At 73.0% G+C, this 13,442-nt stretch carries 11 protein-coding genes; 7 read left to right on the forward strand and 4 right to left on the reverse strand.

Annotation, left to right across the window (positions count from 1 at the left end):
- Positions 1 to 14: 14 nt before the first annotated feature.
- Both R2740_RS01995 and R2740_RS02000 read left to right on the forward strand, forming a co-directional pair.
- Positions 15 to 1,406 carry an NAD(P)H-quinone dehydrogenase gene (locus R2740_RS01995; RefSeq protein WP_371301006.1) on the forward strand — a complete coding sequence of 464 codons (1,392 nt, stop codon included), beginning with the start codon at positions 15 to 17 and terminating at the stop codon, positions 1,404 to 1,406.
- Between the two features lie 119 nt (positions 1,407 to 1,525).
- Positions 1,526 to 2,749 carry a SpoIID/LytB domain-containing protein gene (locus R2740_RS02000; RefSeq protein WP_371301007.1) on the forward strand — a complete coding sequence of 408 codons (1,224 nt, stop codon included), beginning with the start codon at positions 1,526 to 1,528 and terminating at the stop codon, positions 2,747 to 2,749.
- A 45-nt stretch (positions 2,750 to 2,794) separates the two neighbouring features.
- Here R2740_RS02000 and R2740_RS02005 read toward each other — a convergent pair whose 3' ends face one another.
- The 3 genes from R2740_RS02005 to R2740_RS02015 form a co-directional block, all read right to left on the reverse strand.
- Positions 2,795 to 6,181 (reverse strand): pyruvate carboxylase, encoded by a 3,387-nt coding sequence (locus R2740_RS02005; protein WP_371301008.1) that lies wholly within the window; start codon positions 6,179 to 6,181, stop codon positions 2,795 to 2,797.
- Between the two features lie 66 nt (positions 6,182 to 6,247).
- On the reverse strand, positions 6,248 to 6,523 hold the full coding sequence (locus R2740_RS02010; RefSeq protein ID WP_371301009.1) for a hypothetical protein: 276 nt from the start codon (positions 6,521 to 6,523) through the stop codon (positions 6,248 to 6,250).
- 31 nt (positions 6,524 to 6,554) lie between these two features.
- Positions 6,555 to 8,318 (reverse strand): biotin carboxylase N-terminal domain-containing protein, encoded by a 1,764-nt coding sequence (locus R2740_RS02015; protein ID WP_371301175.1) that lies wholly within the window; start codon positions 8,316 to 8,318, stop codon positions 6,555 to 6,557.
- Positions 8,319 to 8,514: 196 nt separating this feature from the next.
- Here R2740_RS02015 and R2740_RS02020 point away from each other — a divergent pair, with 196 nt between their 5' ends.
- From R2740_RS02020 to R2740_RS02035, 4 genes are read left to right on the forward strand one after another with little or no spacing between them, the layout of a single operon-like run.
- Complete coding sequence (locus tag R2740_RS02020; RefSeq protein WP_371301010.1) at positions 8,515 to 9,567, forward strand: DUF695 domain-containing protein; 1,053 nt, start codon at positions 8,515 to 8,517, stop codon at positions 9,565 to 9,567.
- A gap of 42 nt (positions 9,568 to 9,609) precedes the next feature.
- Positions 9,610 to 10,275 (forward strand): pentapeptide repeat-containing protein, encoded by a 666-nt coding sequence (locus R2740_RS02025; RefSeq protein WP_371301011.1) that lies wholly within the window; start codon positions 9,610 to 9,612, stop codon positions 10,273 to 10,275.
- Positions 10,276 to 10,307: 32 nt separating this feature from the next.
- Entirely contained in the window at positions 10,308 to 11,516 is a 1,209-nt protein-coding gene (locus R2740_RS02030) for an acyl-CoA dehydrogenase family protein (RefSeq protein WP_371301012.1), read from the forward strand.
- 48 nt (positions 11,517 to 11,564) lie between these two features.
- The gene (locus R2740_RS02035) at positions 11,565 to 12,068 is read left to right on the forward strand and encodes a GtrA family protein (RefSeq protein ID WP_371301013.1); all 504 of its coding nucleotides are present in this window, start codon (positions 11,565 to 11,567) and stop codon (positions 12,066 to 12,068) included.
- Between the two features lie 28 nt (positions 12,069 to 12,096).
- Here the strand turns inward: R2740_RS02035 and R2740_RS02040 are convergent, their stop codons facing one another.
- The gene (locus R2740_RS02040) at positions 12,097 to 13,038 is read right to left on the reverse strand and encodes a LysR family transcriptional regulator (protein ID WP_371301014.1); all 942 of its coding nucleotides are present in this window, start codon (positions 13,036 to 13,038) and stop codon (positions 12,097 to 12,099) included.
- A 125-nt stretch (positions 13,039 to 13,163) separates the two neighbouring features.
- Between R2740_RS02040 and R2740_RS02045 the strand changes: the two genes are divergently transcribed.
- Entirely contained in the window at positions 13,164 to 13,406 is a 243-nt protein-coding gene (locus R2740_RS02045; protein WP_371301015.1) for a hypothetical protein, read from the forward strand.
- Positions 13,407 to 13,442: the final 36 nt, after the last annotated feature.

Below are 13,442 nucleotides of genomic sequence, written 5' to 3' on the forward strand. Positions count from 1 at the left end.
GGCGGAGGAGAGGGATGGACCGGGTCGTCATCCTCGGGGGCGGACCCGGGGGCTACGAGGCGGCGCACGTCGCGGCCCAGCTCGATGCCGAGGTGACCGTCGTCGACTCCGACGGGATCGGCGGCTCGGCGGTGCTGACCGACTGCGTCCCGAGCAAGACCCTGATCGCGACGGCCGAGCTGATGGCCGACATGGCCGACGCCGCCGAGCTCGGGGTGACGTTCAGCGACCACCGGGGCGACGTCGCCACCCAGCTGAGCGTCGACCTGGCCCTGCTCAACTCTCGGGTCAAGCAGCTGGCCACCGACCAGTCCAGCGACATCGCCGCCCGGCTCGAGCGCGACGGCGTGCGAGTGGTGCGGGGCCGCGGCCGGCTCGACGGCCCGCACCGCGTGGTGGCCGCGCTTGCCGAGGGTGGCGAGGAGTCGATCGACGCCGATGCCGTGCTGGTGGCGACCGGCGCCGCTCCGCGCACGCTGCCCACCGCCGTACCCGACGGGGAGCGGATCCTCACCTGGGAGCAGGTCTACGACCTCACCGAGATCCCCTCTCACCTGATCGTCGTGGGGTCGGGCGTGACCGGCGCGGAGTTCGCGTCGGCCTACCTGTCGCTCGGCATCGAGGTCACCCTGGTCTCGTCGCGTGACCGCGTGCTGCCCGGTGAGGACGCCGACGCCGCGCGGGTGCTCGAGGACGTGCTCACCCGCCGCGGCATGCGCGTGCTCGGCCAGTCGCGGATGGCCTCGGTCACCCGGTCCGGCGACACCGTGACCGTCACCCTCACCGACGGACGGGTCGTCGAGGGGTCGCACTGCATCCTGGCGCTCGGGTCGGTGCCCAACACCACGGGCATCGGGCTGGAGGAGGCCGGGGTCGGACTCGACGAGGGTGGCTTCGTGCGGGTCGACCGGGTCTCGCGGACGTCGGCGCGCGGGGTCTATGCGGCCGGCGACTGCACGGGTGTCTTCATGCTCGCGAGTGTCGCGGCCATGCAGGGGCGGATCGCCATGTGGCACTTCCTCGGCGACGCCGTGACGCCCCTGGACCTCAAGAAGGTCTCCGCCAACGTCTTCACCTCCCCTGAGATCGCCACCGTCGGCTGGTCGCAGCAGGCCGTGGACGCCGGTGAGATCCAGGCGGAGTCGGTGCTGCTGCCGCTCTCCGGCAACGCGCGGGCCAAGATGCAGGGCGTCCACGACGGCTTCGTGAAGCTCTTCTGCCGGCCCGGCACCGGCATCGTGGTCGGCGGGGTCGTCGTGGCGCCCCGTGCGTCCGAGCTGATCCACGCGGTCTCGGTCGCGGTGGCGGAGTCGCTGACGGCCGACCAGCTCGCCCAGGCGTTCACCGTCTATCCGTCGATGAGCGGCTCGGTGGCCGAGGCGGCCCGGCGACTGCACCGGGTCTGACCCGGATGGCCCAAGAGGGCCATGAATCTCAGCCATGTGATTAGTCCGAACGACTGCGGCGCTGCTGCGGTCGTGATGCGATCGGAGTCCCCCGCCGACCCCGACCGGAAGCACCCGCCATGCCCCGCCCCGACCACCGAGCCTCGGCCGCGCGGCGCCGTCTCCGGCCGCTCGCGGTGGCCCTCGGTCTCGCCGTCGTCCTGGTGCCTGCGGCGCCGTCCATGGCCGCCGATGCCTGGTCCGTCCCGCGGTCGGCGACGGTGGTCATCAAGGGCCATGGCTACGGGCACGGCCACGGGATGTCGCAGTACGGCGCCGAGGGCGCCGCGCGTCAGGGGCTCGGCTATGACCAGATCGCGGAGTTCTACTACCCCGGGACCACCTGGGGCACGGCCGGCGGACAGGTCCGGGTGCTGATCACCGCGGCGACGTCGGACGACCTGGTGGTGCGCGCCCAGACCGGGCTGAAGGTGAAGGACCTGAGCACCGGCCAGCAGTCGCGGCTGCCGGACAACGGCGCCACGAAGTGGCGGCTGCGCCCCGGCACGGGCACCACCACGGTGGTCTCCTTCCGCGCCTCGAAGACCTGGAAGCGCTGGACGGTGCTGGGCGGCGACGCCGAGCTCTATGCCAACGGTCGTCCCCTCCGGCTGCAGCTGCCGGGCGGGGCGACGAAGTCCTACCGCGGACGGCTGCGGTCGGCGGCACCCACGCCGGGCTCGTCGGCACGAGACACCGTCAACGTGCTCACCCTGGACAACTACCTGCGCGGGGTCGTCCCGCTCGAGATGCCGGCCCTCTGGTCGACCGAGGCGGTCCGCACGCAGGCGGTGGCGGCGCGCACCTACGCGGCGTACGAGCGGGCGCACCCGCGCGCGTCGTCGTACCAGATCTGTGACACCTCCTCCTGCCAGGTGTACGGCGGCTACGACGCCGAGCATCCCGCGTCGAACGCCGCCGTCGACGCCACGGCCGGCGAGGTGCTGCTGGACGACGCCGGGCAGCCGGCGTTCACCCAGTTCGCCTCCAGCTCCGGCGGCTGGACCTCGGCCGGGTCGATGGACTACCTCGCCGCGCAGCCCGACCCCTACGACGGCTGGGCAGGCAACCCGGTCCACGACTGGACCATCAAGCTCTCCGACACCGCCGTGGAGAAGAAGCTGCCCGCGATCGGCAACCTGACCAAGATCACCGTCACCGCCCGCGACGGCAACGGCGACTGGGGTGGCCGCGTCGAGTCGGTGACCTTCGTCGGCGGGAAGGGCAAGCGCACCCTGTCCGGCGATGCCGTGCGCTCCCTGTTCGGGCTGCGGTCGACCTACTTCACCTTCCGCATCCGCTGACCGCCGTCTGCGACGCCTGACCGCGCCGTCTGCGACGCCTCGGGCTCAACCCAGGACGGCCACCAGGTCGCCGCCCTCCACGGGACGGGTGCCGGTGAAGGCCAGGCGGGTGACGGTGCCGTCCCGGGGGGCGGTGATCGAGGCCTCCATCTTCATCGCCTCGATGGTGGCGATGGTCTCGCCGGCGGCGACCTTCGCGCCCTCCTCGACGACGACGGTGACCGAGCCCTGGAAGGGCGCGCCGACGTGGCCGGGCTCGGACGGGTCGGCCTTCTCGGCGCTGACGACCGCCGAGGCGACGCCGCGGTCGCGCACCGACACCGGCTTGAGCTGGCCGTCGAGGGTGCACAGGACGGTGCGGTAGCCGCGCTCGTCGGGGTCGCTGACGGCCTGCAGCCCGACGAGGGTGCTCTGCCCCTCGGTGAAGTCGACGCGGTGCTCCTCGCCCTGGACCAGGCCGTAGAGGTAGTCGACGGTCGGGAGCACGGACAGGTCGCCGTACTGCTCCTGCGCGGCGGTGTAGTCCCGGGTCGGGCCGGGGAAGAGCAGCTCGTTGAGCGTCTGCCGCCGGGTGCCGGCGCCGGCGTCGAGGCCGGCCGCCTGCTCGGGGGTCAGCTCGGCGGCGGGTTGCTTCCAGGTGCGGCCGGCCAGCGCCTTGGTGCGGAACGGCTCGGGCCAGCCGCCCGGCGGCTCGCCGAGCTCGCCGGACAGGAAGCCGATCACCGAGTCGGGGATGTCGAACCGGCCGGGGTCCTCGGCGAACTCCGCCGGGTCGGCGCCGACGGCCACCAGGTGGAGCGCCAGGTCGCCGACCACCTTGGAGGACGGCGTGACCTTGACGATGTTGCCGAGGATGTCGTTGGCCGCGGCGTACATGTCCTCGATCTGCTCGAACTTCTCCCCGAGCCCGAGCGCGATCGCCTGCTGCCGCAGGTTGGAGAGCTGCCCACCGGGGATCTCGTGGCGGTAGACCCGCCCGGTCGGTGAGGGCAGCGCCGACTCGAACGGCGCGTAGACCCGCCGGGTGGCCTCCCAGTAGGGCTCCAGCGCGCACACGGCGCCGAGGTCGAGGCCGGTGTCGCGGTCGCTGTGGTCGGTCGCCGACACCAGCGCCGAGAGCGCGGGCTGCGAGGTGGTGCCGGCCATCGAGGCGGTGGCCGCGTCGACGGCGTCGACCCCGGCGTCGATGGCCGCGAGCAGCGTGGCCAGCTGGCCGCCGGGGGTGTCGTGGGTGTGCAGGTGCACGGGCAGGTCGAAGCGCTCGCGGAGCGCGGTGACCAGGGTGCGGGCCGCGGGCGCGCGCAGCAGCCCGGCCATGTCCTTGATCGCGATGATGTGGGCGCCGGCGTCGACGATCTGGTCGGCGAGCCGCAGGTAGTAGTCGAGCGTGTAGAGCCGCTCCGCCGGGTCGGACAGGTCGCTGGTGTAGCACAGCGCCACCTCGGCCACCGCCGTGCCGGTGGCGCGCACCGCCTCGATCGCGGGGCGCATCTGCTCCACGTCGTTGAGCGCGTCGAAGATGCGGAAGACGTCGAGCCCGGTGGCCACCGCCTCCTCGACGAAGGCGTCGGTCACGGCGGTGGGGTAGGGCGTGTAGCCCACGGTGTTGCGGCCGCGCAGCAGCATCTGCAGGCAGACGTTGGGCACCGCCTCACGCAGCGCGGCGAGGCGCTCCCACGGGTCCTCGTGCAGGAAGCGCAGCGCCACGTCGTACGTCGCCCCGCCCCAGCACTCCAGCGACCACAGCTCCGGCGTGGTGCGGGCGACGTGCCCGGCCACCTGGAGCAGGTCGCGGGTGCGGACCCGGGTCGCGAGCAGACTCTGGTGGGCGTCGCGGAACGTCGTGTCGGTGACCGCCACCCGGGTCTGGTCGCGCAGCGCCCGCGCGAAGCCCTCGGGGCCGAGCTCCAGCAGCTGCTGACGGCTCCCGGCCGGCGCTGGTGCGTCGAGGTCGACCTCGGGGAGCTTGCTGCGGGCGTCGATGCTGACCGGCGCGCTGCCGTGCGGCTGGTTGACCGTGACGTCGGCGAGGTACTGGATCAGCCGGCCACCGGGGTCGCGCATCGCGCGGGCGGTGAGCAGCTGCGGGTGGGTGTCGATGAACGAGGTGGTGACGCCGCCGGCGGCGAAGTCGGGGTCGTCGAGCACCGCCTGGAGGAACGGGATGTTGGTCGAGACGCCCTGGATCCGGAACTCCGCCAGCGCCCGCCGCGCCTTCTCCACGGCCTTGCCGAAGGTGCGACCGCGGCAGGTCAGCTTGGCCAGCATCGAGTCGAAGTGGGCGGACACCTCGGCGCCGGTGTAGGTCGTGCCGCCATCGAGTCGGACCCCGGCTCCGCCGGGGGAGCGGTACGTCGTGATCTTGCCCGTGTCGGGCCGGAACCCGTTGGCGGGGTCCTCGGTGGTGATCCGGCACTGCAGCGCGGCGCCGCGGAGGCTGACGGTGTCCTGGGACAGGCCGAGGTCGTCGAGCGTCTCGCCGGCGGCGATGCGCAGCTGCGACTGCACCAGGTCGACGTCGGTGACCTCCTCGGTCACCGTGTGCTCGACCTGGATGCGCGGGTTCATCTCGATGAAGACGTAGTTGCCGCTCGGGTCGAGCAGGAACTCCACGGTGCCGGCGTTGACGTAGCCGATCGCCGTGGCGAACCGGACCGCGTCGGCGCAGATGCGATCGCGGAGCTCGGGGTCGAGGTGGGGCGCGGGCGCGATCTCCACGACCTTCTGGTGCCGCCGCTGGAGCGAGCAGTCGCGCTCGAAGAGGTGGATCACGTTGCCGGCCCCGTCGGCGAGGATCTGCACCTCGATGTGACGCGGCTCGACGACGGCCTGCTCGATGAAGACCGTCGGGTCGCCGAAGGCGCCCTCGCCCTCGCGCATGCACGCCTCGACCGACTCGCGCAGCTGGTCGGCACGGTCGACCCGACGCATGCCGCGCCCGCCGCCGCCGGCGACCGCCTTGACGAACAGCGGGAACGGGATGGCACTCGCCGCGTCGACTAGGGCGTCGACGTCGGTCGACGGCGGCACGCTCCGCAGCGTGGGGAGACCGGCCCGCTCGGCCGCGGCGATCGCCCGTGCCTTGTTGCCGGTGAGCGTGAGCACCTCCGCCGGCGGACCCACGAAGGTGATGCCCTGGGCGGCGCAGGCCTCGGCGAGCGCGGGGTTCTCCGACAGGAAGCCGTAGCCGGGATAGACGGCGTCGGCCCCCGCGCGGACCGCGGTCGCCACGATCGCCTCGGGGTCGAGGTAGGCACGCACCGGGTGGCCGGGCTCCCCGATCTCGAAGGCCTCGTCGGCCTTGAGCCGGTGCTCGGACCAGCGGTCCTCCCACGGGAAGACCGCCACCGTCGACGCGCCCACCTCGTACGCCGCCCGGAACGCGCGCACCGCGATCTCGCCACGGTTGGCCACCAGCACCTTGGAGAACATGCGCCGAGGTTAGTCGGGGCGCGCCGAGGTGGGCGTCGTCATGCCCCCGGACTGAGACGGGCCGGCTCAGCGGGACCCGTCGTACTCCACGTCATGGGTCCTGGCCTCGGGTGCTTCCCGGTCGAGGGACTCCCGGTAGGCCACGCAGCCGCGCAGGAACCGCGGCCACGGCGGGACGGCGATGTCGGGGTCGAGCCGTTCGGGCAGCGTCTCCCAGAGCTCGGGGTGGTGCCAGCACAGGTCGTGCCCCGAGCTGTCGCGATGGGCTCTGATGGCGGTGCGGAGCCGGATCACCTCGGCGGCCAGCTCGTCGCGGGTGAAGCCGTCCAGGTCCTCGTCCATGTCGTGAGTCTGCCGCAGCGGCCGGCGCGCCTCAGTCCTTGAGCTCGCAGACCACCGCGCCGTTGGTGACGGTGGCGCCGACCTCGGCGGAGAGCCCGGTGACGGTGCCGGCCTTGTGGGCCTTGAGCGGCTGCTCCATCTTCATCGCCTCGAGCACCACGATCACGTCGCCCTCGGCCACGGTGTCGCCCTCGGCGACGGCGACCTTGACGATGGTGCCCTGCATCGGCGACGTGACGGCGTCGCCGGACGCCGCCGCGGCGGTCTTGCCGCCGGCCCGGCGGGCGGGCTTCTTCGGGCCGGCCGATGCGGCCACGCCGCCGCCCAGGCCGCCGGGGAGCACCACCTCGAGGCGGCGGCCGCCGACCTCGACCACGACCCGCTGCCGCTCGGCCTCGTCGTCGGGCTCGCCGTGCTCGCCGGCGTAGGGCGCGATCTGGTTGTCGAACTCCGTCTCGATCCACGAGGTGTAGACACCGAACCGCTCGTCGTCGCCGACGAACGCCGGGTCCTCCACCACGGCGCGGTGGAACGGGATGACCGTGGGCATGCCGTCCACCTCGAACTCCGCGAGGGCCCGCCTCGACCGCTCCAGCGCCTGGGTCCGGTCGCGTCCGGTGACCACCAGCTTGGCGATCAGCGAGTCGAAGGCGCCGGGGATGGTCTGGCCGGCGTGGTAGCCGCCGTCGACGCGTACGCCGGGACCGCTGGGCGGCTCCCACCGGGTCAGGGTGCCGGGGGCCGGCATGAAGGTGCGGCCGGCGTCCTCGGCGTTGATCCGGAACTCGATGGAGTGGCCCGAGACCGGCGGGTCGTCGTAGCCGAGCTCCTCGCCGGCGGCGATCCGAAACATCTCGCGCACCAGGTCGAGCCCGGTGACCTCCTCCGAGACGGGGTGCTCGACCTGGAGGCGGGTGTTGACCTCGAGGAAGGAGATCGTGCCGTCCTTGCCGACCAGGAACTCACAGGTGCCGGCACCGACGTAGCCCGCCTCGCGCAGGATCGCCTTGGAGGCGGAGTAGAGCTGGTCGACCTGGGCGTCGGTGAGGTAGGGCGCGGGCGCCTCCTCGACGAGCTTCTGGTGGCGACGCTGCAGCGAGCAGTCGCGGGTCGAGACGACCACCACGTTGCCGTGCCGGTCGGCGAGGCACTGCGTCTCGACGTGCCGCGGGTGGTCGAGGTACTGCTCGACGAAGCACTCGCCGCGGCCGAAGGCGGTGACCGCCTCGCGCACGGCCGAGTCGTAGAGCTCGGCGACCTCGCCGATCTCGCGCGCCACCTTGAGCCCACGGCCGCCGCCACCGAACGCGGCCTTGATCGCGATCGGGAGACCGTGCTCCTCGGCGAAGGCGACGACCTCGTCGGCGCTCTCCACCGGGTCGGGCGTGCCGACCACCTGGGGGGCGCCGACCTTGGCGGCGATGTGGCGGGCCTGCACCTTGTCGCCCAGCTTCTCGATCGCCGCCGGCGGCGGGCCGATCCAGATCAGCCCCGCGTCGAGCACGGCCTGGGCGAAGCCGGCGTTCTCGGCGAGGAAGCCGTAGCCGGGGTGCACCGAGTCGGCGCCCGCGCGCTTCGCGACGTCGAGGATCTTGGCGATGTCGAGGTAGGTCTCCGCCGGGGTCGATCCGCCCAAGGCGTAGGCCTCGTCGGCGAGCGCCGCGAAGATCGCGTCACGGTCGGGGTCGGCATAGACCGCCACGCTGCCGATGCCCGCGTCCTTGCAGGCCCGGATCACCCGCACCGCGATCTCGCCGCGGTTGGCGACGAGGACCTTCTGCAGCCCCTGGCTCACGGGCACCCGACCTCCTGCTGGCTGGCGACACCTGTCCGGGTGCGCTCGCTCACCTCGCGGCGTACCCGAGCCGCAGCGTATCGCCCGGCCCGCCCGGCGCCACCGGCCGGCGGCGTCGACTCGGTCACACCGCACGACGACGCGGTGAACGGTTCGTCGCGCCGGCCGCCGGGTCACGGGGGTAGCGTGCGACGACATGCCGTTGTTCCGCCGTCGCCAGGCGCCCGACCCGACCCGCGACCACGCCGCCGGCGCCGTCGTCGACTTCTGGGCGTGGTGGTCGGCCGAGGGCGGCGCCGCGGTCGACGCGGCGATCACCGACGGTGACCCCGGCCGGGAGGTCGAGGCGATCTCGAAGCGGGTCGGCGCCATGCACCCCGAGCTCGACTGGGAGCTGGGGCCGGGCTCGCTGAGCCGACACCAGCTGGTCGTCTCGGCGGGCGGCGACCCGGCGCTGCGCGCCCTCGCGCGCCGTTGGCTGCGCGCGGCTCCCGCCCCCACCACCGTCTGGGAGTACGCCGACCTGCGCGGGCCCTCGACCGACCTCGGCGGCCAGACCCTCTCCGTCGGCGGCCGGGACCTGCCGTTCTCCGAGGTGGTGCTCACCGCGCGCCGGCAGCGCACCCGGCTCGACGTGACGCTGTTCCACCCGCTCTTCGCCGACGTCGACGACCACACCCGCCTGCAGCTGACGTTCCTCGCGCTCGACGCCACCCTCGGCGAGGCCGACGTCGAGACCTGGATCGGGGAGATCGTGCCCGCCACCCACCGCCCGATGGACGCCTTCCCGTTGGAGCACCTGCGCGGCCTCGTCACCGACCTGGCCGCCGACCATCTCGACGACCACGGGGCGCCGACCTGGGCGATCCTGCAGGGCGAGGGGCCACGGGGCCAGATCCTGGTCACCGCCCGGTCGGTGCTGGCGTCGGTGCAGGCGCCCGACCTGGACCGCCACGTCGCGATCGCGGTGCCGTTCTCCGAGCAGACCGAGGCCGGGTTCCCCGGCGAGCGGTCGCTGGACGCGCTGCGCGCCCTCGAGGACCACCTCGTCGACCGCCTCGGCACGGGTGGGCTGCTGCTGGCGCACGCCACCGAGGCGGGGGTCCGCACGCTGCACTTCTATGTGGACGGCGCCGGCCCGGGCGAGGAGGTGCTCCGCACCGCGGTGTCCGGGTGGACCGAGGGCAGGGTCAGGATCGACGCCGAGCCCGACCCCGGCTGGCGTGCGGTGGCGCCGTTCCGGGGGTGAGGCGATGGAGCTGGTCGCCGACTGTGACAGCTGCGCCGCGCTGTGCTGCTCGCTGCCCTTCACGAGGGGGCGGGAGTTCCCGAGGACAAGCCCGCCGACGTCGCGTGCCGGCACCTCGCCGATGACCATCGCTGCCGCATCCACGACCGGCTCCGGGCGGAGGGATGGCGCGGATGCGTCACCTTCGACTGCTTCGGCGCCGGCCAGCACGTCGTCCAGCGCACCTACGGCGGGGCGCGCGACGCGGACCCGGTCGAGCGGGCGGCGGTCTTCGGCGTGCTCCGCCAGCTGCACGAGATGCGGTTCCTGCTCGGGGACCCCGCCTGCGCCACCTCGGCCGTGGCCGCCGAGGCCCTCGGACTCGCGCGGGAGCTGGAGCTGCTGGGGCGGGGCTCGCCGCGGGCCGTTCTCGAGGTCGACGTGGCGTCCTGGCGGACGCGCGCCGGCGCCCTGTTCGCCCGGGTCGCGGCCGAGCTCGGCGGGCCGTCGTACCGCGGCGCGCTGCTGATGGCCACCGACCTGCGCCGGCGCGACCTGCATCGTGCCGACCTGCTCGGTGCCGACCTGCGAGACGCCGACCTCCGGGGCGCGGACCTGTCGACCGCGTTGTTCCTCACCCAGCCCCAGGTGAGCGCCGCCCTGGGGGACCCGGTCACCCGGTTGCCGGCCCGGCTGTCCCGCCCGGCGCACTGGACCAGCCGAGGTTAACAATCGCTAACCATCTGGGCTAGCATGCGCACATGAGCTGGGAGCTGTCGAAGGAGCACGAGGACTTCCGCCGCGTGGTGCGCGAGTTCGCCGACGCCGAGATCGCGCCGCACGCCGCGCGGTGGGACCGCGACCACCACTTCCCGGTCGACGTGGTGCAGCAGATGGGCGAGCTGGGGCTGTTCGGCCTGACCGCGCCCGAGGAGTACGGCGGCGCGGGCCTGGAGGGCGACGAGGGCGGCTTCACCTCGCTGTGCCTCGCCATCGAGGAGATCGGTCGCGTCGACCAGAGCCTCGGCATCACGCTGGAGGCGGCGGTCGGGCTCGGCATCAACCCGATCCTCACCTTCGGCACCGACGAGCAGCGGCAGACCTGGCTGCCCGACCTGGTGGCCGGCCGCGCGCTGGCGGGCTTCGGGCTCACCGAGGCCGGCGCCGGGTCCGACGCCGGCGCCACCCGCACCCGCGCCGAGCTGGTCGACGGGCAGTGGGTGATCGACGGTGACAAGCAGTTCATCACCAACTCGGGGTCGGCGATCACCAGCCTGGTCACCGTGACGGCGCGCACCGGCACCCGCACCGCGGCCGACGGTCGCGAGCGCCCCGAGATCTCCACGATCATCGTCCCCTCCGGCACGCCCGGCTTCGTCGCGGAGCCGGCGTACGACAAGCTCGGCTGGCACGCCTCCGACACCCATCCGCTCACCTTCACCGGCTGCCGGGTGCCCGAGGGCAACCTGCTGGGGGAGCGGGGCCGCGGCTTCGCCCAGTTCCTGGCCACCCTCGACGACGGCCGGGTCGCGATCGCGGCGCTGGCCGTCGGCTGCCTGCAGGCCTGTCTCGACCTGTCGGTGGCCTACGCCGGTGAGCGGCAGACCTTCGGCGTCCCGATCGGTCGCAAGCAGGGACTGGCCTTCCAGATCGCCGACCTCCAGGTGATGCTCGACGCCGCTCGGCTGCTGACCTACAAGGCCGCCGCGATGAAGGACGCCATGGCGGCGGGCCGCGGCCCCGGTCCGCAGGAGTTCAAGCAGGCGGCCGCCGTCGCGAAGCTCTACGCCACCGAGTCGGCGGTCACCGCGACCCGGATCGCCACCCAGGTCTTCGGGGGCTACGGCTTCATGGAGGAGTACGCCGTGGCGCGGTTCTACCGCGACGCCAAGGTCCTCGAGATCGGTGAGGGCACCTCCGAGGTGCAGCGGATGCTCATCGCTCGCGGGCTCGGACTTCCGGTCGAGTAGCGGTGGGGCGCGCGGCCGGATGGTCGCGGCCGTCTAGGGTTGCTCTCCATGGGACCGCGCTGGAACCGCCTGCTGTCGGAGGCGGCCAAGTTCATGGCCGTCGGCGGTGTGGCGACACTCGTGGCGTTCCTGCTGTTCAACTACCTGGTCCACGGCTTCTGGACCCGGTTCGGCGGCTTCATGTCCAGCCAGCCGATCGCGGCCTATGTCATCGCCAACCTGATCGGCATGGTGATCAGCTATCGCGGCACCCGGTCGTGGGCGTTCCGCCACCGCGAGCCGGTGCATGCCGACGGCGGCCGCACCGCGTTCCTGGTGATCAACCTCGCCACGATGCTGATCCCGACGACCTGCCTGTGGTTCAGCCGGCACGTGCTCGGCCTCACCGACCCGCTCTCGGACAACATCTCCGCCAACGTCATCGGCGCCACGATGGGCACGGTCACCCGGTTCTACCTCTATCGCACCTGGGTGTTCCGCCACCCGCAGACGCCGGGGCTGCCCGCGACCCTGCTGGAGCGCTGGAACGAGGAGGAGCTGGCGGAGGACTGAGCCAGCGTCTCGAGGGCTGGGCCGAGCCTCAGCCGGCCTGCTCGAGGTGGCCCTGACGCTCCTGCATGGCGGCGCCCACGCGGCGGGCGATCTCGACGAACTCCTCGGCGGCCGGCGAGCTGCTGCGGTGGGCCCGCCAGGCGAGCCCGATGGTCCGCGGGGGCAGGTGGGGGTCCATGCGCTGCATCCGGACGTCGGGGTCGTCGGCATCGACGGCCAACGCCGGCATCAGCGCGTGACCCACGCCCGCACGCACCATCGCCTGGATGGCGCCGTTGTCGGTGCTGCGGAACACCACGTTGAGGTCGGCGACCCCGGCGCGCCGCAGGTCGGCGTCGAGCTGGCGCTGGCACGGGGTGTTGAACTCGCCGATCATGGCCAGCTCGGGGAGCTGCTCGAGCTGGACCCGATCGCCCTCGGAGACCTCGCCCGGCGGGCTGACCAGCACGAACGGGTCGTCGAAGAGCTCGATGACCTCCAACCCGTCGACCTCCTCGGTGACCACGACGAACGACAGGTCGAGGCTGCCGTCGCGCAGGTCGTCGACCAGTCGGTCGAGGTCGTCGGACTCCTGCAGGCGCAGGTCGATCCCGGTGTGGCCCGGCCGGAACTCGCGGACGATCTGGGGGAGCAGCTGCACCGAGACGCTCTGGAAGGTCCCGACCGACAGGCTGCCGTGCTGGCCGCGGGCGAAGGCCCGCAGCTCCGCGTCGGCCGTGGCGAGCTGCTCCATGAGGATGTCGGCATGGCCCAGCAGCAGGGTGCCGAGCGGGGTGAGCTCGACCGGCTTGGGACCTCCGGGACGGTCGAAGACCGGGCCGCCCACCAGTCGCTCGAGCGAGGCGATCTGCTGGCTGACCGCCGACTGGGTGTAGCCGAGGGCCTGCGCGGCGCGCCCGAAGGAGCGCTCGCGGGCCACCTCGCGCAGCGCGGTGAGCTGACGGAAGTCGACGTCCTGGAGGGTGGCCATGTTGATCAGTGTATCTGATGAATATGAGAAAGTTCCATCGTTGGACGTAATGAAAAATTCTTCCTACGCTGGAGGCATCAGTTCGAGGACCGACCTCGAGCACCACCACAGAGAGGGGGATCGCCATGAACGAGACCTTCCGGGAGCCCACCGTCGACGAGCTCGCGATGCAGATCGAGGAGAAGGGTCTGACCGCCGCGGTCGCCCCGCTCCGTGCCGACAGCCGCTCGCTCGGCGTCATCGCCGCGCGTGCCTGCGCCTCGCTGCGCGCCGCGCTCACCGACGCCACGGTCAGCGACGCGATGTGGCTGCGCGCCTACGTCGCCGCTCGCGTCGCCGCTCCGGCGCCGATGCCGGTCGCGGCCTGACCCGCACCTGCCTCGGGCTCTGGCCCGCTGACCTGC

Source organism: Nocardioides sp. (genome assembly GCF_041393715.1).
GTDB lineage: Bacteria > Actinomycetota > Actinomycetes > Propionibacteriales > Nocardioidaceae > Nocardioides.